At 62.6% G+C, this 21,724-nt stretch carries 17 protein-coding genes and 1 riboswitch; of the genes, 12 read left to right on the top strand and 5 right to left on the bottom strand.

Features of this window, described 5'->3' with window-relative positions; genetic code table 11:
* Window positions 1-35: 35 nt before the first annotated feature.
* Both N4R57_00435 and map read right to left on the bottom strand, forming a co-directional pair.
* The gene (locus N4R57_00435) at window positions 36-1,151 is read right to left on the bottom strand and encodes a pentapeptide repeat-containing protein (protein UYV37625.1); all 1,116 of its coding nucleotides are present in this window, start codon (window positions 1,149-1,151) and stop codon (window positions 36-38) included.
* 274 nt (window positions 1,152-1,425) lie between these two features.
* The gene (gene map, locus N4R57_00430; protein UYV37624.1) at window positions 1,426-2,325 is read right to left on the bottom strand and encodes a type I methionyl aminopeptidase; all 900 of its coding nucleotides are present in this window, start codon (window positions 2,323-2,325) and stop codon (window positions 1,426-1,428) included.
* 164 nt (window positions 2,326-2,489) lie between these two features.
* Between map and N4R57_00425 the strand changes: the two genes are divergently transcribed.
* From N4R57_00425 to tdh, 4 genes are all read left to right on the top strand, one after another.
* Window positions 2,490-3,056, top strand: a complete 567-nt coding sequence (locus tag N4R57_00425; protein UYV39481.1) for an XRE family transcriptional regulator — start codon at window positions 2,490-2,492, stop codon at window positions 3,054-3,056.
* 174 nt (window positions 3,057-3,230) lie between these two features.
* Complete coding sequence (locus N4R57_00420) at window positions 3,231-4,424, top strand: glycine C-acetyltransferase (protein UYV37623.1); 1,194 nt, start codon at window positions 3,231-3,233, stop codon at window positions 4,422-4,424.
* Window positions 4,421-5,035, top strand: a complete 615-nt coding sequence (locus N4R57_00415) for a methyltransferase domain-containing protein (protein ID UYV37622.1) — start codon at window positions 4,421-4,423, stop codon at window positions 5,033-5,035. The genes N4R57_00420 and N4R57_00415 overlap by 4 nt, the downstream gene beginning before the upstream one ends.
* Entirely contained in the window at window positions 5,032-6,069 is a 1,038-nt protein-coding gene (tdh, locus tag N4R57_00410) for an L-threonine 3-dehydrogenase (protein ID UYV37621.1), read from the top strand. Before N4R57_00415 ends, tdh begins: the two co-directional genes overlap by 4 nt.
* A gap of 287 nt (window positions 6,070-6,356) precedes the next feature.
* Here tdh and sfsA read toward each other — a convergent pair whose 3' ends face one another.
* On the bottom strand, window positions 6,357-7,058 hold the full coding sequence (sfsA, locus tag N4R57_00405) for a DNA/RNA nuclease SfsA (GenBank protein UYV37620.1): 702 nt from the start codon (window positions 7,056-7,058) through the stop codon (window positions 6,357-6,359).
* Between the two features lie 48 nt (window positions 7,059-7,106).
* Here sfsA and N4R57_00400 point away from each other — a divergent pair, with 48 nt between their 5' ends.
* Genes N4R57_00400 through N4R57_00385 form a run of 4 tightly spaced genes read left to right on the top strand, consistent with a single transcriptional unit; the run spans window position 7,107 to window position 10,143 of the window.
* Entirely contained in the window at window positions 7,107-7,838 is a 732-nt protein-coding gene (locus N4R57_00400) for a molybdopterin-binding protein (GenBank protein UYV37619.1), read from the top strand.
* Window positions 7,825-8,553 carry a GNAT family N-acetyltransferase gene (locus N4R57_00395; protein UYV37618.1) on the top strand — a complete coding sequence of 243 codons (729 nt, stop codon included), beginning with the start codon at window positions 7,825-7,827 and terminating at the stop codon, window positions 8,551-8,553. The genes N4R57_00400 and N4R57_00395 overlap by 14 nt, the downstream gene beginning before the upstream one ends.
* 11 nt (window positions 8,554-8,564) lie before the next feature.
* Window positions 8,565-9,137 (top strand): peroxidase-related enzyme, encoded by a 573-nt coding sequence (locus N4R57_00390; GenBank protein ID UYV37617.1) that lies wholly within the window; start codon window positions 8,565-8,567, stop codon window positions 9,135-9,137.
* A complete protein-coding gene (locus N4R57_00385; GenBank protein UYV37616.1) occupies window positions 9,109-10,143 on the top strand; it encodes an OmpA family protein in 1,035 nt (344 codons plus the stop codon). Before N4R57_00390 ends, N4R57_00385 begins: the two co-directional genes overlap by 29 nt.
* Window positions 10,144-10,343: 200 nt before the next feature.
* Here the strand turns inward: N4R57_00385 and N4R57_00380 are convergent, their stop codons facing one another.
* Complete coding sequence (locus N4R57_00380) at window positions 10,344-11,249, bottom strand: LysR family transcriptional regulator (GenBank protein UYV37615.1); 906 nt, start codon at window positions 11,247-11,249, stop codon at window positions 10,344-10,346.
* Window positions 11,250-11,469: 220 nt separating this feature from the next.
* Window positions 11,470-14,925: a chromosome segregation protein SMC gene (smc, locus tag N4R57_00375; protein ID UYV37614.1), complete on the bottom strand. Its 3,456-nt coding sequence runs from the start codon at window positions 14,923-14,925 to the stop codon at window positions 11,470-11,472.
* 223 nt (window positions 14,926-15,148) lie between these two features.
* A riboswitch (cobalamin riboswitch) is annotated at window positions 15,149-15,368 on the top strand.
* Between the two features lie 122 nt (window positions 15,369-15,490).
* Here smc and N4R57_00370 point away from each other — a divergent pair.
* From N4R57_00370 to cobN, 4 genes are all read left to right on the top strand, one after another.
* Window positions 15,491-16,141 (top strand): HupE/UreJ family protein, encoded by a 651-nt coding sequence (locus N4R57_00370; GenBank protein ID UYV37613.1) that lies wholly within the window; start codon window positions 15,491-15,493, stop codon window positions 16,139-16,141.
* An 81-nt stretch (window positions 16,142-16,222) separates the two neighbouring features.
* Entirely contained in the window at window positions 16,223-17,350 is a 1,128-nt protein-coding gene (gene cobW / locus N4R57_00365; protein ID UYV37612.1) for a cobalamin biosynthesis protein CobW, read from the top strand.
* Entirely contained in the window at window positions 17,347-17,799 is a 453-nt protein-coding gene (locus tag N4R57_00360) for a GNAT family N-acetyltransferase (protein ID UYV37611.1), read from the top strand. The genes cobW and N4R57_00360 overlap by 4 nt, the downstream gene beginning before the upstream one ends.
* 99 nt (window positions 17,800-17,898) lie before the next feature.
* Entirely contained in the window at window positions 17,899-21,633 is a 3,735-nt protein-coding gene (gene cobN, locus N4R57_00355) for a cobaltochelatase subunit CobN (protein UYV37610.1), read from the top strand.
* Window positions 21,634-21,724: the final 91 nt, after the last annotated feature.

Below are 21,724 nucleotides of genomic sequence, written 5' to 3'. Positions count from 1 at the left end.
TCGGATGTCCCCAATATGCTAAGTGAATTCGCAACCTAATAGTGCTCAGATAGAATTTGGTCCCAACGTTTCGTGGGATATTTCGACGAAACTGACCCTGTAATCCATGCACTGGTGTATGAGAGATTTCGTTTGAAGCAATCGGCAGATGATTTTCCGTTTGTAAGCTCAAATAGAAAGCGCCTTATCCCTTCGATTATCCCGCAATCTGCTTCCTCCATTGGGTGGTTTAAGGTCACCGGTGGCACAGGCTTCGCTCTCTTGGTCGGTGCAAGGCATATTTTCGGCTTTTCCCATCTATTGTGAACGTTAGAGTCAAATGTGCACAACCTCGAAGCCTCTACACCAACAGGTGGGGCATCTGCCCATGCCCAGGTCTCATCAAAAGACGCACCCTCAAGAAAAGCGCCGTAAAAGTAAACGTGAGACAAATTGGCTCCATTGAAATTTGCACCGGGAGCATGGGCAGCATAGAATATGGAGGAGTATAAATTGGCGTTAGAAAAGTCGGATCCATCAAGAACTGCATAAGAAAAGTTCGCGTTTACAATGATTGAACTCGAGAAATTGGATTCTTCCGCAGATGCCTGAAAGAAGTTGGCTGATATAAGCGATGAACCTTGAAACTGTGAATTATCTATGAAACCATGACTAACATCGGCCCACGCCATATCCACGCCTGAAAAATTTGAACCCGGCATAAACGCTGAAGAGTAGTGGAACATGCCCTCTTCAAATAGATTCAGGCTATTTAGGTAGGTTGGTCGAACGCATTCATCTTCGCCATTAAGTTTTTTTTCGATGCCACCCATCGCTGAACACGACAGATCAAGGTTCGGCAGATTTTTTATGTCTCTCGACAGATGTTCTAACGCTGCGACCTTTCCACTATTGCCAGAACTCTTTGTCGTAAGATTGCTCCAACTTCGCCCAAGGTTTCCTGCAGATACCTCTTGGTATTGCAAGTAGAGGCTATATAATGCAGCAGGTATGCTAAGAATAATTAGGAAGCGTAAAATGGCGCTTTGCTCAAATCTATGGACAATTTCTCCACTAAAAAAAATCGCAAGTATACTTGGTTGCAACGGCTTACGCGGTCTATTTTTCTTTTTTCTCTTCTTAACAGCCCTAATCGCGATTCTGTTTTTCATTGTTGACACAATACTATCTCGTTTTTTGTAAGTTGCGGCACTGACATGCTGCTTCGCATGTCGCGCTTTCAAGATTCAAGAACTCTACAAATTTCCTTTGGAGCAGTGATCTCATCCGCTTGGTGTATGCAAAATGACTACCGAAGCGGACGACCAGAAAGCTATCTCAGCGAAGGTCCGGTTTTCTTGCTAGGTCACATGGCAACTTAAGGCCCCAAGGCTTCTAACGAACAACAACGCCCATACAGGCCTCTACGAACTCTGGATGCGCCCCTCACCCCTGCGTCGGGTGAAACTTGCCCGCGGGCGAGTTGGTGAAAATCTCGAACCCGTCCGCCGTCACGCCAATCGAATGCTCGAACTGCGCCGACAGCTTCTTGTCCTTCGTCACCGCGGTCCAATCATCGGCCAGAACCCTGCACTCCGGGCGCCCCAGATTGACCATCGGCTCGATGGTGAAAAACATGCCTTCCTCCAGAACCGGACCACTCCCGGCACGGCCATAGTGCAGCACATTCGGCGGCGAATGAAACACCCGCCCCAGCCCGTGACCACAGAAATCGCGCACCACGCTCATGCCGTGACCCTCAACGAAACTCTGGATCGCATGGCCAATATCGCCAAAGGTATTGCCCGGCTTGACCACCTCGATCCCCTTGAACAAGGCGTCGTGCGTGACCTGAATCAGCTTGCTGGCATAGCCCTTGGGCTTCCCGGCAACATACATCCGGCTGGTGTCTCCGAACCAGCCATCGACAATCACCGTCACGTCGATGTTCAAGATGTCCCCGTCCAGAAACACATCATTGTCGCGCAAAGGGTCCTGCCCCTTCTTATTGGTTTCTTTCCAGTTCTTGGGAATCGGCGCGCCCGGAATGCCGTGACACACAACATGGTTCACACTGATGCAACTGGCGTGCTTATAGCCCTTGTAACCGATCGTGGCCGATTTCGCCCCGGCCTCAACCACCTTTTCCTCGATGATGCGGTCAATCTCGCCGGTGGTCTGTCCCGGCACGATAAACTCGGCAACTTCATCCAGAATTTTCGCCGCCAACGCGCCGGCCTTGTGCATGCCTGCAAAATCCGCAGCCTCATGGATGCGGATGCCTTCTCGCGTCATGCGCCCTTGATGTGTCTCGCTCACAGGCTTCGCCCTTTTGCCGAAATTCATAATCATAAGCCCTATTTAGGACAGAACCCGCGCAAGAGCCATAGGCGGCTGGCGGTGAATTGTCACATCACCGCGCGCGCACCCACCCCGGCACAACCCAACACGGCCAAAGCCCCGACATCCCCCTTGCCAGCGGGCCACCCGCCCCGCTAAACCCTGTTGGCATGGTGCAAAACCCCGACATAACGCTGCGGCTGGCCGAACGGCTGAAACAGGCCCGCTCCGACAAAGGGCTCAGCCTCGAAGCGCTGTCGCGCCTCTCCGGCGTGTCCCGCTCCATGCTCAGCCAGATCGAGCGCGGCGCCTCATCTCCGACCGTGGCCAGCCTGTGGAACCTCACCCGCGCGCTCAATGTCGATTTCGCCGGCCTGCTGGATGACCGCAGCGCCACGGCCAGCGCGATCATCGACCATATGCGCGCCGCCGATACGCCCCGCTTTACCGAAAACGGCACCGCCTGCGAGATCCGCATCCTCTCGCCCACCGAAGACGTCGGCAAAACCGAGGTTTACGACATCGGCTTCAAACCCGGCGGCCTGCTCTCCAGCGCGGCACATGACAAAGGCACGGTCGAACACCTGACCCTGCTTACCGGCAGCGTCACCGTTACCTCCGGCGATGACACGGCAACCCTGTCCCAAGGCGACACGCTGCGCTACCGCGCCGATCTCCCGCACGAGATCGCCGCCCCCAACGGCGCACGCCTGCTGCTGATCGTCAAACATCGCTGAGCAGTAGGCGGGACAAGTGAACTGGCGGATGGACTGGCTGGCGGATAGGTCGGCTAGCGGACGCCCAGCGTCCAACATAACGCACAGCGTATCTTTAATATTGACACATCCACTATAACGGCTGCATATCCCAGATAACAGAACCACCTCGCGCAAAGCAAAGGAATCACTGCCATGACCACCGAATTCCTGACCCAAATCCGTGCCACGCTGGACGAAATCGACGCCGACGGCCTGATGAAACGCGAACGCAACATCACCTCGCCCCAAGCGGCCCATATCGACGTGGCCGGGCGCGACATGCTCAACCTCTGCGCCAATAACTACCTCGGGCTTGCCGACAATCCCGCGCTGATCGGCGCCGCCAAACAGGCGCTTGATGCCGATGGCTTCGGCATGGCCTCGGTACGTTTCATCTGCGGCACCCATGATCTGCACCGCGCCTTGGAAACCCGGCTCGCGGCTTTTCTTGAAAAAGACGACGCCATCCTCTTTGCCGCCTGTTTTGATGCCAACGGCGGGCTGTTCGAACCGCTCCTCGGGCCTGAGGATGCGATCATCTCCGATGCGCTCAACCACGCCTCGATCATCGACGGGGTACGGCTCTGCAAGGCGAAACGCTACCGCTACGCCAACGCCGATATGAACGATCTCGAGGGCCAGCTGAAAGCCGCCCGCGCGGATGGTGCGCGCCACATCATGATCGCCACCGATGGCGTGTTCTCGATGGACGGATACCTCGCCCCGCTGCCCGAGATCACGGCATTAGCCGAACAATACGAGGCGCTGGTGATGGTCGATGATTGCCACGCCACCGGCTTCATGGGGCCAAAGGGCCAAGGCACCGGCCACCACTTCGGCGTGGGCCAAAAAATCGATATCGTCACTGGCACTTTGGGCAAAGCGTTGGGCGGCGCGCTCGGCGGCTATATCGCCGGGCCTCAGCCGGTCATCGACCTTTTGCGCCAACGCGCGCGGCCCTATCTCTTCTCCAATGCGCTGCCGCCGATGATCTGCGCGGCTGGCATTGCCGCGCTCGATATTGTCGAACAGGGCGACGACCTGCGCACCGCGCTGTTTGACAACGCCGCCCATTGGCGCGCGGGCCTCGCAGAGCGCGGCTTCACCCTCCTGCCCGGCGAACACCCGATCATCCCGGTGATGACCGGCGATGCCCGCGCCTCGCAAGAGATGGCCGCACGGCTGGGCGAGCTTGGCGTCTATGTCGCCGGGTTCTTCTTCCCGGTTGTCCCCAAGGGCACCGCCCGCATCCGCACGCAAATGAACGCCGCCCTCACCCGCGCCGATCTCGATTTCGCGCTTGATGCCTTCACCCAAGCGGGCCACGACACCGGCGTGCTGTCATGAGCGATGACGCCATAAGCTTCTACGCCGAGCACGCCGATATGCTGGCCGACCGCTATGATGCTGTCCCGGTCGAGGCGCATTTTGCCCCCGTCCGCGCCTTACTGCCCGATGGGCCTGCCCATGTGCTCGACATCGGCGCAGGCACGGGCCGCGATGCCCGCTGGCTCGCCGATCTTGGCCATACCGTCACCGCGACCGAGCCGGTCGCAGGCTTCTTTGAAAAAGCCCGCACCACCGACAGCCGCGTGACATGGCTGCAAGACGGCCTGCCCGACCTCCCGGCGCTCAGCAAAGGCGCCGCACGCTTCGACCTCATCACCCTGTCGGGCGTCTGGCACCACGTCGCGCCCGCTGACCTCACCCGCGCGGCGGCGTCAATCTCGCGCCTGCTTGCGCCCTCTGGCCTGTTGCTCATGTCGCTGCGCTCTGGCCCATCCCACCCCGGCCTGCCGGTCTATCCTGTCGACGCAACCGACACCGCCAAACTGTTCACGCCGCACGCCCTGCTCGAACACGCCCGCATCCCCGCGCCCTCCCTCCAGCAAACCAACCGCGACGCCGGTGTCACATGGACCTGGCTCGCCCTTCGCCGCACCGGAGCCCCCACATGACCAACCAGATGAAAGCCCTGCAAAAACCCGCGCCCGGTCCCGGCCTCTCGCTCACCCATGTCCCGGTGCCGGAAATCGGCCCCGAAGACGTGCTGATCCGTGTCAACAAAACCGGCATCTGCGGCACCGATATCCACATCTGGAACTGGGATAACTGGGCCGCACGCACCATCCCCACCCCGCTGATCACCGGCCATGAATTCGCCGGCGAAATCGTCGAGATCGGCCGCGATGTCGAAGGGCTCGAACTCGGCCAACGCTGCTCCGGCGAAGGCCACCTGATCGGCAAAACCTCGCGCCAATCACGGGCCGGAAAATTCCACCTCGACCCGCAAACCCGCGGCATCGGCATCAACGAACAAGGCGCATTTGCCCAATATCTCAAGCTCCCCGCCTTCAACGTCGTGCCCCTGCCCGACGCGGTGGATGACGACATCGGCGCGATCCTCGATCCGCTCGGCAACGCGGTCCATACCGCGCTCAGCTTCGATCTGATCGGCGAAGACGTGCTGATCACCGGCGCCGGCCCCATCGGGATCATGGCCGCCTGCGTCGCCCGCCACGTCGGCGCCCGCCATGTTGTAATCACAGACGTAAACCAAGCCCGCCTCGACCTCGCCGCCGAGGTCGCCGACGTGGTCCCCGTCAACGTCGCCACCCAAGACCTGCGCGAGGTCGAAGGCGCCCTGCGCATGAAAGAAGGCTTCGACGTCGGGCTCGAGATGTCCGGCAACCAAACGGCGCTGGATCAGATGGTCGACAACATGGTCATGGGCGGCCGCATCGCCCTGCTCGGCATCCCGCCCGGAAAATCCCCCGTAGATTGGTCAAAAATCGTGTTCAAAGCCATCACGATCAAAGGCGTCTACGGCCGGGAAATCTTCGAAACATGGTATAAAATGCTCGCCATGCTCGAAAACGGCCTAGACGTGCGTGGGGTCATCACCCACCGCTTCTCCGCCGACGACTATGTTGAAGGCTTCAACACCATGTTGTCCGGCCAAAGCGGCAAAGTCGTCCTCGACTGGACCTAATTCAATCGAGCGCCTAACGGCGCACAGGTTTAGTCAGTTGGAGGCCAGCCCCCAAACACAGGCTCAATTGGGGGCCAGCCCCCAAACGCAGGTTAGATTGGGGGCCAGCCCCCAAACCCCCGGGATACTTCCGGTCAGATGAAGCAAAGTGTCCAGAGCTTCATCTGACCATAAATATCCCCGCCGGAGGCTCCCGTACGCACTGCAAGCGCGCTCTTGATTTGGTCGGGCCCCATTGCCGCCTGAAGGCGTGGGGAGGGCGGGCGGGAACGCCTGAAGGCGGCAATTCAGGCCACGAAGGGGAGGGCGCGGCCGAGTGTGATCTCTTGTGGCGTGATTTTGCAATCCATCGCCATGACCTCGACGCCAGCAGCGCGGGCGCGGATCAGGGCGTCGCCATAGGCCGGGTCGATATCCGCGGCTATCGTAACGCTCTCGCAATCGGTGCGCTGCACGAGATAGAACATCACCGCCCGCGCACCGCTATTGGCCACGCGGGCGAGTTCTTCGAGATGCTTCAGCCCGCGCGCAGTAACCGAATCCGGGAATTCGGCCAGCCCTTTTTGCCGCATCAGCGTGACCGACTTCACTTCGACATAGGTGTCCGGTCCGGCCCCGCTGAGCAGGAAATCAATCCGGCTGTTCTCGCCGTATTTCACTTCGGGGCGCACCATTGGCGCGACAAGGCCCGGTACCTCGCCCGCCATCAAGGCCGCTTTCAGCGCCCGGTTGGGCACGCTTGTATCCACGCCGGTGAAATGCCCGTTCTCGTGATCGACCAGCCGCCAGCCGTATTTCAGCTTTTTCTTCGGATCGTCATTGGGCTCGACCCAGATCCGCATCCCCTCTTCGGCCAGCCCCATCATGCTGCCGGGGTTGGCGCAATGCGCCACCACCTCGCGATCATCGGCCTCGAGCCGGATATCCGCGAGAAAGCGTTTATAGCGCCGGATCAGGCGCGCGGGTTGAAGAGGGGTTTGAAAGCGCATGGGACTAGGCCTATAGATGCCTGACGCGCCCTTGCCAAGGAACCACCCATGCCCAACCCCACCGCCGCCATGCTGGTCATCGGAGACGAGATCCTCTCGGGGCGCACCCGCGACGCCAACATGCATTTCCTCGCCAAAGAGCTTACCCGCGCAGGTATCGACCTTTGCGAAGCCCGGATGATCTCGGACAAAGCCGACGCCATCACCGACGCCACCCGCACGCTGGCCGCCCAATACACCCATGTCTTCACCTCGGGCGGGATCGGCCCGACCCATGACGACATCACCGCCGATTGCATCGCCGCCGCGTTCGACACCCCGATCGACATCCGCGCCGACGCCCGCGCCATATTGGAGGCGCATTACGAGCGCTCCGGGACCGAGCTGAACGCCGCCCGCCTGCGCATGGCGCGCATTCCCGACGGGGCCAGCCTGATCGACAACCCGATCAGCGCCGCCCCCGGTTTTACCCTTGAAAACGTGCATGTCATGGCCGGGGTGCCGCAGATATTCGAGGCCATGGTCGCCTCGGTCCTGCCCACGCTCACCGGCGGAGCACCCCTGCTCAGCCAGACGTTGCGCATCAATCAGGGCGAAGGCATCATCGCCGGTCCGCTGGGCGAACTGGCGGCAGAGTTCCCCGACCTCTCGATCGGCTCCTACCCGTTCTCCCACTCCGGGGCGTTTGGTTCAAATATCGTCATTCGCGGCCATGACGGCGCACGGATCGACGCCGCCATGCAATCCCTCTCAAGGTTGTTTCCCGATGACGCTTCCTGACGCGCGCACCCTTTACGATGTTGTCGACGGCACCTGGCCTGCCGCCCGCACAACCCAAACCGACCCGTTCACCTATCGCCTAGGTCAAGACGGCGGCCAGCGGGTCAGCGCGACCACCGCGAACCGCCCGGTCAGCGACAGCGAACTGGCCGACGCCGAAGCACAGATGCGTGCGATGGAACAGCCCTGCCTCTTCATGATCCGCCAAGGACAAGAGGCGCTCGACGCCCAGCTTGCCGCGCGTGGCTATGACATCGTTGACCCGGTCAACATGTATGTCTGCCCGGTGGAGCAGCTCACCACCGAACCGGTCCCCCCCGTCACCGCCATCCCGGTCTGGGAACCGCTCGCCATCATGCGTGACATGTGGGCGGAAGGCGGCATCGGCCCCGGACGTATCGCCGTGATGGAGCGTGCCGCCCACCCAAAAACCTCAATCGTTGCCCGCTGGCGTGACCACCCCGGTGGCTGTGCCTATGTTGCGATCCATAACAATATCGCCATGCTCCACGCGCTTGAAATCCTGCCCGAACAGCGCGGACAGGGGCTTGGCAAATGGGTCATGCGCCGGGCCGGGTTCTGGGCCGCCGAACAGGGGGCCAGCCATGTTTCCGTGGTCTGCACACAGGCCAACGTCGGCGCCAATGCGCTCTACTCTTCCCTCTCCATGACGCTTGTGGGACAGTATCACTATCGCAAACTGACCAATAACTGAGGGCCGCTTCAATGAGCACTGCTAAACAACCCACCGCGCTTGACCTGCCAATGACCGATCCGCTGCCCGAAGCGACGCAAAAGTATTTCGACATCTGTCAGGACAAGCTGGGGCTGATCCCAAATGTGCTTCAATCCTATGCCTTTGATATTGAAAAGCTGAACACCTTCACCGCGCTTTATAACGACCTGATGCTCGGCAACAGCGGGCTTACGAAACTCGAACGCGAAATGATCGCCGTCGCCGTCAGCTCGATCAACAAATGCTTTTACTGCCTCACCGCCCACGGTCAGGCCGTGCGCGCGCTCTCTGGTGATCCGATACTGGGCGAAATGATGGTGATGAACTGGCGTGCGGCCGACCTTGATGCGCGCCAATACGCCATGCTCGCCTTTGCCGAAAAGATGACCACCGAAAGCCACAAGATCGAAGAAAGCGACCGCGACGCCCTGCGGGCCGCCGGCTTCTCTGATCGCGATATCTGGGACATCGCCAATGTGGCTGGCTTCTATAACATGACCAACCGCGTGGCGTCGGCCACGGATATGCGCCCGAATGATGAATACCACGCGCAATCGCGCTGATCGCTCTCTTAATGCACCGGTCGGGCGCGGGCGCTTTGCCCTTGCCCCTCTGGCGCTATGCGTGGCCCTGCTGGGGTTCTGCGTAACCCTGCCCGGCGCGGCTGGGGCGGTTGACCTCACCTTGCCGCGCAACGCCGTCGAAACCGCCCGCACGCCAAGCGCAGTCACGAGCTTTAACATCGCCACCGGGCCGGTGCTGGATGGCACCGTGCCGACCCAAACGCTCGAAGGGCAAGTCACCCGCGCCGCTTGGCGTATCCATGCACAGGGCGTCACCACTCTGCAACTTTTGCACCCCCTGCGTGATCAACTGGTAAAGGCGGGGTTCGAAACCCTGTTTGAATGCGACGCCCCCGCCTGTGGTGGCTTTGATTTCCGTTACCAGATCACCGTCTTCCCCGAACCGGACATGCATGTTGACCTGTTCGACTTTCGCTACCTCACCGCGCGGCGAACGCGCGCGGATGGTGGCGCCGAATATGTCACCATCCTGATCAGCCGAAGCGCCAATTCCGGCTTTATCCAGATCACCCAGATCGCCCCCCAAGGCAGCGCGCCGCCCAAATCCACCACCTCGGGCAAAGCGGCCAACACCGCCACCACAACGCCCGTTATCCCCGGCGCGACGCTGCCCTTGGATCAACAGCTTTTACAGGGCGGTCATGCCGTCCTCTCCGATCTTGCGTTTGAAACCGGCTCCTCAACCCTCGGCGCGGGGAATTTCCCGTCGCTCGGGGCGCTCTCGGCGTTTCTTCTGGCCGATGCGTCCCGCCGCGTTGCCCTTGTCGGCCATACCGATGCGGTCGGTGCGCTTGATGGCAATATCGCCCTGTCCAAACGCCGCGCCGCTTCGGTGCTTGAACGGCTGGTCAGCGAGTATAGCGTCCCGCGCGCCCAACTCGAAGCAGGTGGCATGGGCTACCTCTCGCCAATCGCCACCAACCTCACCGCCCAAGGCCGCGAGCTAAACCGCCGCGTCGAAGCGGTCCTGCTCAACACCAAGTAACCCGCCCTTGCCGTGACGGGCGCTCGCCGACCCGCGGGGTGGCGATCGCCCGGCACCTGCGGTGCTGTTCGGGCTGGGCACGCCCCCCCCCCCTCACATGCACCGCCGCAAAAAATTACCCCGGAACAATGTCCGGGGCAAAGTTGGTTGCATTGAACGCCCCGCACGGACGTTCAGGGGAGAATTCGTTAAATCGTGCCTTACCAGTCGTTCGGCCCTTTTTCGCCAAAGGAATGCACCAGAAAGTCGATAAAGGCGCGCACTTTGGGCTGGGTAAACCGGCCCGGCGGATAGACCGCATAGATGCCCTGCGTTTCAACCGGCAGCTCGGGGATCACATCCTCAACAAGGCCCGTTTTCATCGCATCAGCGTAAAGAAAGCTCGGCAGATACGCGATGCCCAGCCCCGAAATCGCAGCATTGAGCAGGCTCTGCCCGTCGTTCACACTCAGCCACCCGGCGGTGCGCACTTGGCGCTTCTCGCCCGACGGCGCAGTCAGCTTCCAGACATTCCCGGCCGACTGGCTCGAATAATGCAAAAGCTTGTGTTCGTTCAGATCGTCAATCTTATCCGGGCGGCCATAACGCTCGAAATATTTCGGGCTGGCGATCATCCGCTTCGTCGTATCGGTCAACTTGCGGGCGCGCAGCGTGCTGTCTTCCAGCTCACCAATCCGAATGGCCATGTCGAACCCTTCCGAGATCAACTCAACATAGCGGTTGTTCAACACCATATTGACCGTAATATCCGGGAATTCCGCCAGAAACTCGCCCAGCACCGGGCTCAGATGATTGACCCCGAAATCGGTCGCCACGCTGATCCTCAGCAACCCTGACGGGTCACTCTGCATTGATGAAACAAGCGCATCCGCCTCGCCCGCATCATTCAACACGCGGCGCGCACGGTCGTAATACGCCAGCCCGATCTCAGTGGGGCTCACCCGGCGCGTTGTGCGGTTCAGCAAACGCGCGCCCAGTCGTGCTTCCAGCGACGAGACGTGCTTGGAGACGGCGGATTTCGAAATCCCCATCTTCTTCGCAGCGTCCGTAAAGCCGCCTTGGTCCACGACGGTGGCAAAAGCCTCCATTTCGGTCAGACGATCCATGCGCGTTTCCTCAAATCATTTCTTCGTTCTTGTCAGGATCGGTTATCTCGGCGAAATTAGGCAGAATACTGGCAAGGGTGCGATAATATCGGGGTTTTGTGCAGATCGTCCAAGATTGGGAAACGGTGAAACAGACGTTTCCACGCGCGCGCCGACGCTCGCAGGCCGACGCTCACAGGGTGGCTGCCACGCCACCAATCCCCACAGTCCAAAGCAGCCCTCAGGCCACCATCTGCTCGGCCTTCTTAAGGTCAACGCTCACCAATTGGCTCACGCCCTGCTCTTGCATCGTGACGCCAAACAGCCGGTCCATCCGCGCCATCGTCACCGCGTGGTGGGTGATGATCAAAAACCGCGTGTCGGTCTGGCGGCACATCTCGTCCAGCAGATCACAAAACCGCGTCACGTTGGCATCATCCAACGGCGCATCAACCTCGTCGAGCACACAGATCGGTGCCGGATTGGCCAGAAACACCGCGAAAATCAATGCCATCGCAGTCAGCGTCTGTTCGCCCCCCGACAACAGGCTCAGCGTGGCCAGCTTCTTGCCCGGTGGCTGGCACATGATCTCAAGCCCGGCTTCCAGCGGATCATCGCTTTCCACCAACACAAGGTTCGCCTCGCCGCCGCCAAACAGATGCTTGAACAATAGGGAAAAGTTGCCGTTCACCTGTTCAAACGCCGTCAACAGCCGCTCGCGCCCCTCGCGGTTCAAACTGGCAATGCCGTTGCGCAAGGTGCGGATCGCTTCCTCAAGGTCGGTCTTTTCCTTGACCAAACCGTCGTGCTCTTCCTCGACCTCTTTGGCGTCTTCCTCGGCCCTCAGGTTCACCGCGCCCAGCGCATCGCGCTGCCGTTTCAACCGGTTCACATCCGCTTCGATCGCCTCTGACGCGGGCATCTTCTCGGGGTCCGCTTCCAGCGACTGAAGCAGCTCCGCGGGCGAACATTCCTGCTCCTCGGCGATGCGCTCCTCGGCATAGGCGACCGTCTCTTTCGCCGCGTCCATCCGCGCTTCGGACCGCGCCCGCGCCTCGCGCGCCTCGCTTGCGGCACGCTCCGCGTCGCGCTCTTCGCCAACCCCGTCGCGCAACGCGTTTTCCGCCTCGGCCAGAGCATCGGCGGCCTTTTTGCGCCGCGCCTCGGCCTCGTCAATCGCGTCGCTCAGTTCTTCGCGCTTGGCGGCAATCTCTGCCGGGGCCGCCGTCGCCTCTTTCAACTCGGCTTCCGAGGCGGTCTTGCGTTCGGCCAATTCCGCCGTGCGCTTCTCGGCAGTCTCCAACCGGTGCTTCCAGCCGGACACCTCCTTGGTCACTTCCTGAGAGCGCCGCGTGCGCGCCTCGCCTTCCCGGCGCAGCTCGTCATGGGCCGAGCGGCGTGACATCATCGTCATCCGCGCCGCCTCGACCGTCATTTTGACGTCCTCAACCTCGGCCCGCGCCGCGTCCAGATCGCCAAGGTCGGCCACCGCCCGCTCGGCTTCAACCAACTGCTTGCGCGCGCCCATCGCCTCTTCTTCGTGGCGCGCCACGGCAAGACCAGAGGATTCGCGCCGCGACTCCGCCAGATTGCGATCCGCCTCGGCCCGGCTCAACGCACGCGCCGCCTCGTTCATCCGCGCATCTGCGGCGCGGCGGGCGTCCCTTGCGGCGCGGTCGGCCTCTGATTGCTCGGTCAACTGGCGCGTCAACGCCTCATGCGCCTGCTTTGCGCCCATCGCGCGGGCGTTGGCGACTTCCATCTGCTGCTTCAACGCTTCCAGCCGGTTGAGCTGTTGCAACCGCAATGCCGCCGCACTTGGCGCATCCTCGGCCCAAGCGCGATACCCGTCCCAGCGCCACAAATCCCCTTCCAGCGTGACCAGCCGCTGACCCGGTTGCAACGCGGCCTGCAAACGCGGCCCGTCCTCGGCATCGACAAGGCCGATCTGCCCCATCCGCCGCACCAGAACCTCGGGCACCGACACGTGATTGGTCAGCGCATCCGCCCCCTCGGGCAGCGCGTTGGGCGCCTTGTAGCCGGGCAATTGCGTCCAGCCCGACGGCCCGTCCTCTTCCACTTCCGGCGCGCGCAGATCATCGGCCAAGGCCGCGCCCAGCGCCTTCTCATAGCCCTGCTCAACCTGTAACCGGTCAAGGATCTGCCCGCCCTCGGCGGTGTCGCGCTGCACCAGCTTGGCCAGCGCGGTCGCCTCGGCAGAGAGCGCATTGACCTCGCCCTCGGCCTCGCTGCGCTCACCGCGTGCATCCGCCTCGCGGGCCTGCGTTTCGGCCCGTGCCACCTCGGCTGCAGCGAGCGCCTCTTCGGCGGCCTCCGCTGCGGCTTCGGCCTCGGTCTCGGCTGTCCGCGCAAGCTCGTAATCGCCCTGCGCCTTGGACAGCGCCGCCTCGGCCTCGCCCATCGCCGCCTTGGCCTTACCCGCTTCGGCCTCGCCGCGCTCCATCGTCTTGCGGCTGTCATCCAAAAGGCGGTGCGCCGACTGGTGCCGCGCCGCAAGCCGCGCCACATCCTCGGTCAACTGCGCCAGATCGCCCTCGCGCTCGCCCAGAACCTGCGCCGCTTCCCGCGCCGCTTCCGCAGCAGCCTCCAGCTTGGCCTCATGCCCCTCACCGGCCTTGGCCAGCTCGCGTGCTTCCCATTCCAGCCGCTCGATGGTTTCACCGGCATCGCGGTTCAACCCGGCCTCGCGCTCCATATCCGCGCCCAATTGCGAAATCCGCCGCTCCAGCGTGGCAATCGCCTCGAGCGCGCGGCTTTCCTGATCGTTCAGCGTGTCACGCTGCACTTGCAGGCGCTGCAACACGGCCGCTGCAATCGCCTCTTCCTCGCGCAGTGGCGGCAGCGCATCTTCGAACCCCTGCCGCGCCTTGGCAGCGGCCCGCGCCGCGCTCTCGGCCTGCGCCGCCGCTGTCACCCGGTTGCGCAATTCCTCATCCGCTTTGGCCCGCGCCTCGTCTGCCTCTTTCCAGCGACGATAAAGCAACAAACCCTCGGCCCGGCGAAGCTCTTCTCCGATCGCGCGATACCGCGCCGCCTGCCGCGCCTGTCGCGCCAATTGCTGCAACTGCGCCGCCAATTGCTCGATCACATCATCGACCCGAAGCAGGTTGCTCTCGGCCCCCTTCAACTTCAACTCCGCCTCATGGCGGCGCTGATACAAACCACTGATCCCGGCGGCCTCTTCCAGAATGCGCCGCCGGTTCTTGGGCTTGGCGTTGATCAACTCGCTGATCTGCCCCTGCCGCACCAACGCCGGCGAATGCGCCCCTGTCGAGGCATCGGCAAACAGCATCTGAACATCACGCGCCCGCACGTCTTTCGAGTTGGTCTTATACGCGCTGCCCACGTCCCGCGTGATCCGCCGCACGATCTCCAACACATCACTGTCGTTGAACCCCGCCGGAGCCAGCCGCTCGGAGTTGTCGATCATCAACGCGACTTCGGCGAAATTCCGTGCCGGTCGCGTGGCGGCCCCGGCAAAGATCACATCCTCCATGCCGCCGCCGCGCATCGCCGTCGGCCGGTTCTCCCCCATCACCCAGCGCAGAGCCTCAAGCAGGTTCGACTTGCCACAGCCATTCGGCCCGACAACGCCGGTCAAACCATCAGCAATCAAAAGCTCCGTCGGATCGACGAAACTCTTGAACCCGGTCAGTCTGATCTTGGAAAAACGCAAGGATAAAGGGGTCCGCTCTGATGAGTGATCTTGATGGCGAGGTTGATTCTGCCGCTTCCGACGAATTTGACGGGCGCACCACCCCTGAGTCAACGCTGCACACCCATGATCTGGGGATTTCCGCTCATTTATCCACAAGATATTGCCCAACGCGCCGCGCATCCCCCCCAAAAGCGCCCAACGCCCTGTCGCAAACGATCTTGACCGCGCCGTGAAATTGCGACCATATCGGCTCATGCATGGTTCCTATGGGGTGCGAAACACCCTTGGGATGAAATGGGAATGCGGATCGGGTGACCCAAACCGGGGCCCTCAGCCGCAGCCGCCCCCGCGACTGTAAGCGGTGAGCGCGCGCAAATACGCCACTGAGCCTCGGGTTCGGGAAGGTAGCGCAGCGTTTCGACCCGCGAGCCAGGAGACCAGCCCTGCACATCGGACCTCTCGGGGTCTGGGTATTTTAACGGACGGGGTGTTCCGTGAGGGTAATAGGGTCGAGACCACGCAAAACGCATCGCCCCTCTCACATGCCCCCTTCAACAACGGATGAACCGAAGGGGACTTAACCATGAAAAAACTTCTGATCGCGACCGCCGCGACCACGCTCGCCGCGACTCCCGCATTGGCCCACCACCCGCTTGGCGGCTTGCCAATGGAAACCTTCTCGCACGGGTTGATGTCGGGTATCGGCCACCCCGTCTTGGGGTTTGACCACCTGTTCTTTGTGGCGCTGATGGGCGTTGCCGCGCTCTTTACCGGGGTAAAGCGTCTGGCCCCTGCGGCCTATATCCTCGCCATGATGGCGGGCGTGCTGATCGTATCGTTCGGCGGCGCGGTGCCGATGGTTGAAACCGTGATCGCGATTTCCTTGCTTGCTCTGGGGGGCATCGTGCTGTCTGGCCGCGCCATGTCGCTGCCGCTGGCCGCTGTTGTCTTCGCCGGCTTCGGCCTGTTCCACGGCGCCGCCTTCGGTGGCCCGATCGCCGAACAAGAAGCCGCCATGGGCAGCGGCGTTCTGATCGGCTACCTGATCGGCCTCGCCGTCATTCAATACGCCATCGCCCTCGCCGCTGGCTGGATCGCCGAAACCCTGTTCAACGCAACCGAAGCCACCGCAGTGAACGCCCGCCTCGCCGGGGCCATGGTGGCCGGCGTCGGCGTCTTCCTCACCCTCGAGGTGGTCGAAGGCCCGATCCTCAGCGCGCTGTTTGGCGTCTGATCCCAAAAGAGAGACCGCAACTCAAACAATCAGGGCGGCCCCGCCGGTCGCCCTTTTCTTTCCGCCAAAGGACCGCACCCCATGCCCGCCAAGACACCCGCAACCATCGTCACCGGCTTTCTCGGCGCCGGGAAAACCACGCTGATCCGCCACATGCTCGAAAACGCCGGTGGCCGGCGCATTGCGCTCATCATCAATGAATTCGGCGACCTTGGTGTTGATGGCGACCTGCTCAAGGGCTGCGGTGATGAAACCTGCGCCGAAGACGACATCATGGAGCTCTCCAACGGCTGTATCTGCTGCACCGTCGCCGATGATTTCATCCCGACGATGGAAACGCTGCTGGCCCGCGAAAATGCGCCCGATCATATCGTGATCGAAACCTCCGGCCTCGCCCTGCCGCAACCGCTTGTGCGCGCCTTCAACTGGCCCGGCATCTCGACCCGCGTGACCGTTGATGGCGTTGTGACGGTGGTCGATGGCAAGGCGGTGAACGAAGGCCTCTTTGCCGCAAGCCTCGCCGCGATCGAGGCCCAGCGCGCAGCGGATGACAATCTCGACCACGACACGCCCCTCTCTGAATTGTTCGAAGATCAACTCGCCTGCGCCGATATGATTGTGGTCAATAAATCCGACCTGCTCAGCGCACCAGAGCTTGAAACCACCACCTCCGGCATCAAATCCTCGGCCCGCGCCGGGGTGCAGGTGGTGCAATCCAGCATGGGCGCCCTGCCCGTCGATGTGCTCCTCGGCCAAGGCATCGGTGCCGAAGCCGACCTCGACGCCCGCCACGAGGTCCACCACCATCATCACCACGATGATGACCACGACCATCATAACGGCCACGATGACGACCATACCCACACCCACACCCACGAACACGCGCATGAACACGGTCACCCCCACGCGCACTCCCACGGGCACGACGACTTCGAAAGCTTCGTCATCACCCGCCCCGAAATCGCCGATGCCACCGCCTTCGCCGAACAAATCGCCGATACAATCCGCACCCACTCCATCCTGCGCCTCAAAGGGTTCGCCGCCGTCGCCGGAAAACCCATGCGCCTCACCATTCAGGCGGTCGGCCCCCGCGTCGATACCTACTTCGACCAACCCTTCGCCCCCGGCGCGCCCCGCGAAACCCGCCTTGTGGTGATCGGCCACAGCGGCCTCGACCGCGCCGCGATTGAACAGGCGCTCGGCGCATGATCATCGTCGAACCCTCCTCGCCCACGGCCCCCGACACCCGCACCCTGCTGCAAGCGTCCCATGCGCTGATGCAAAGCCTCTTTCCCGCCGACACCTGCCACTTCCTCGACCTCGAGGCGCTCGCCGCCGATACCGTCCACCTTTTCGCCGCCCGCTCGGGCGCCGAAACCCTCGGCACCGGTGCGCTCAAAACCTACCCCGGCTACGGCGAGGTCAAATCCATGTTCACCACCCCCGCCGCCCGTGGCCGCGGCGTCGCCGACGCCCTCCTGCGTCAGATCGAAGACACCGCCCGCGCCCTCTCCCTGCCCCTGCTGCGCCTCGAAACCGGCACCGGCCTCGATGCCGCCCACCGCCTCTATGAACGCCACGGCTTTGCCTATCGCGGCCCGTTCGGCGATTATCACGCAAGCGACTATTCCCTCTTTATGGAAAAACCCCTCACCTAAACCGCCCCCGCCCCACACACGCCCCCAACGCTTCATCTGACCACAAATATTCCCGCCGGAGGCTCCCCACCTCTCCCCCAACGCCAAGGCCCGCCAAACATGCACCTCCTCGCCGCCACCCCCGGACAGATCGACGATGGCAAAGAACCGGTAGACCTCGGCCAAACCCCGGCTGACCTGATCTTCATCTCGGCGGCCGATACCGAACTCGCCGCCCTCTCCGAAGCCCGCTCCGAAATGACCGCGCCGCCTTCCCTGCGCCTCGCCAATCTCACCCACCTGCAACACCCGATGTCGGTCGATCTCCACCTCGACAACACCGCCACCAAATCTCGCATGGTCGTGGCGCGGGTGCTCGGTGGCATGGGCTATTGGCGCTACGGCGTCGAACAATACGCCGCCCGCTGTCACGAGGCCGGTGTCCCGCTGGTGCTGCTGCCCGGCGATGACAAACCCGATGACGAACTGCGCGGCCTCTCCACCATCTCGAACGCGGACTATGACGCGCTCTGGGCCTACCTCGTCGAAGGCGGCCCGCAGAATGCCACCCGCTTCCTCGCCTATGCCGCGGCCATGCTCTCGAACGGCGAAAAACCCGGCCCCGCCTCACCGCTCTTGCGCGCCGGCGTCTATTGGCCCGGCGCTGGCGTTGCCGACCTCTCCGCCGCTCGGGAAAACTGGGTTGCAGACGCCCCCGTGGTGCCGGTCATCTTCTACCGCGCTCTGGTGCAAGGGGCGGGCCTCAACCCGGTCAACCGCCTCACCCGTGCGCTCCTGCGTGCCGGTCTCAACCCGCTGCCGATCTTCGTTGCATCGCTCAAAGACCCGGTCTCGGTTGCCACCCTCGACCACCTCTTTACCCAGACGCAACCGGCGGTGATCCTCAACGCCACCGCCTTCGCCACCGGCTCGCCCCATGCCGATGACGCCACAACCAACAACCCTCTGGCGATGCCCTCGGCCAATGGCGCACCGATCTTCCAAACCGTGTTCGCCGGCACCACAGAAGAGGCATGGCGCGACGGGCTCACCGGCCTCTCGGCCCGTGACATCGCAATGAATGTCGCCCTGCCCGAAGTCGATGGCCGCGTCCTGACCCGTGCCATCAGCTTCAAGGGCGAAGCCTTTTTTGACGAGGCCACCCAATGCCCCATCGCCACCTACCGCGCCCAAGGTGACCGGATTGATTTCGTCGCCCAACTCACCGCCAATTGGGCCGCCCTGCGCAGCACGGCCAACGGCGATCGCCGCGTCGCTCTGGTGCTGGCCAACTATCCCAACAAGGACGGGCGGCTGGCCAATGGCGTCGGCCTCGACACGCCCGCCGCCACGATCCACGCGCTCAATCTGCTGGCCGACAATGGCTACCGTGTCCTGAACGCGCCCGCCGACAGCAACGCCCTGATGCAAGCGATCCTCGCCGGGCCAACCAATTGGCTCACCGACCGCGCCACGCGCTCTGGCGGCGTGCAAATGTCGATGGCCGACTATCAAATCGACTACGCCCAACTGCCTTGGCCCCTGCGCGAAGCCATCGAAACCCGCTGGGGCAAACCGGAACAAGACCCGTTTTACACCGAAGGCTCGGTCGATTGCGGGCACTTCTCCCTCTCGGTTCTGCAATACGGCAATGTGGTGGTCGGCATCCAACCGGCGCGCGGCTACAACATCGACCCGACCGACACCTACCATTCGCCCGACCTCGTGCCGCCGCATAACTACCTCGCGTTCTACTTCTGGCTGCGGCATCAGTTCCGCGCCAATGCGATCGTGCATATGGGCAAACACGGCAACCTCGAATGGCTCCCGGGCAAGGCTCTCGCCCTGTCGCAAGAGTGCTGGCCCGAAGCCACCCTCGGCCCGACGCCGCATATCTACCCGTTCATCGTCAATGACCCCGGCGAAGGCACGCAGGCCAAACGCCGCGCCCAAGCGGTCATCATCGACCACCTGACACCGCCCCTCACCCGCGCCGAAACCTACGGACCGCTGCGCGACCTCGAAGCGCTGGTTGATGAGTATTACGAGGCCGCAGGCGTCGATCCCCGCCGTATCGACCACCTGCGCCGCGAGATCCTGACCCTGACCGCAACCACCGGCATTGACCAAGACGTCGGCATGACCGGCACGGATGAGGACACAGACCTCGCCAAACTCGACGCCTACCTCTGTGAATTGAAAGAGGCGCAAATCCGCGACGGTCTGCACATCTTCGGCCAATCGCCAACGGGCGAACAGGAACGCGACCTGCTCATCGCCCTCACGCGCGTGCCGCGCGGCGATGGCACCGGTGCGGATGCGTCTTTGATCCGTGCGCTGGCGGCTGACCTCGGGCTCGATTTCGACCCGCTCGATGCTGAGATGTCCGCGCCATGGACAGGCCCGCGCCCCGCCGCTCTCGAAAACCTGCCCGATGCGTGGCGCTCAACCGGCGACACGATTGAGCGGCTCGAAACCCTCGCAATCGCACTCCTGAATGACACACTACGGGACGGCGGGCGGGGCGATGTCCCGGACCCCGCTCCGGGACGAGCGTCGCCCCCCGGCCCCGCCTCCCTCGCCGTTTTGCACACCATCGCAAACCACATCCGCCCCACCCTGCGCTCTTGCGGCCCGGCAGAAGGCACGGGCCTCCTCACCGCCCTTGCAGGGCAATTCGTCGCCCCGGCGCCATCCGGCGCGCCCACCCGCGGGCGGCTCGACACATTGCCAACCGGGCGCAATTTCTACTCGGTCGACAGCCGCGCCGTGCCCACGCCCACCGCTTGGGCATTGGGCTGGAAATCCGCTGGCTTGCTGATCGAAAAACACCTGCAGACGCATGGCGATTGGCCGCGCGCCATGCTGCTCACCGCGTGGGGCACCGCCAATATGCGCACCGGCGGCGATGACATCGCCCAAGCGCTCGCCCTCATGGGCGTCAAACCGAAATGGGACAGCGCCAACCGCCGCGTCACCGGGTTCGAGATCATCCCACACTCCCTGTTGGGCCGCCCCCGCGTCGATGTAACCTTGCGCATTTCCGGCTTTTTCCGCGATGCCTTCCCGCAACTGATCTCCCTGTTCGACAGCGCCGCCCGCGCCGTGCAGGCCTTGGATGAACCAGCCGAGGTCAACCCCGCCGCCAACGCCGCTCCCGGCCCGCGCATCTTCGGCTCCAAACCCGGCGCTTACGGCGCAGGGCTGCAAGCGATGATCGACGAACGCCTCTGGTCCGACAAGGCCGATCTGGCCGAGGCCTATCTCGAATGGGGCTCCTACGCTTACGGCGCAAACCTCGACGGCAAACGCGACCGCCCCGGTTTCGAATCGCGCCTGCGCAACACCGACGCCATCGTGCAAAATCAGGACAATCGCGAACACGACATCCTCGACAGCGACGATTACTACCAATTCGAAGGCGGCGCAGCGGCGGCCGTCTCTACCCTAAAAGGCGCTTCCGTGCCGCTCTATCATAACGACCATTCCCGCCCGGAACGCCCGCTCATCCGCACGCTGGATGATGAAATCGCCCGCGTCGTGCGCTCCCGCGTGGTCAACCCGAAATGGATCGAAGGTATCAAACGCCACGGCTACAAAGGCGCCTTTGAAATCGCCGCCTCGGTCGACTATCTCTTCGCCTTTGCCGCCACCACAGGCGCGGTCAAAAACCACCACTTCGACATGGTCGAAGCGGCATTCCTTGAAGACGACGACACCCGCCAGTTCATCGCCGACCATAACGCCCCGGCCCTACGAGACATCGCTGAACGCCTGCAAGAGGCGATTGACCGGGGCCTCTGGCAACCCCGCTCCAACTCGGCCCGCGCCCGGATTTCGGCCTTGCTCTCCTAAAGCGTCGGCTGCGTGAAACGGCAGGTTTTGCGCCGCCTGACGGCGTCGCCCGGTGGCCTCGCTTACGCTCGGCCACAGCCACGACAAAGCG

The organism is Rhodobacteraceae bacterium D3-12 (assembly GCA_025916135.1).
Taxonomy (GTDB): Bacteria; Pseudomonadota; Alphaproteobacteria; order Rhodobacterales; family Rhodobacteraceae; genus JAKGBX01.
The sequence above is the reverse complement of the archived record's forward strand: the minus strand, read 5'-3'. Positions and strand labels throughout refer to the sequence as shown.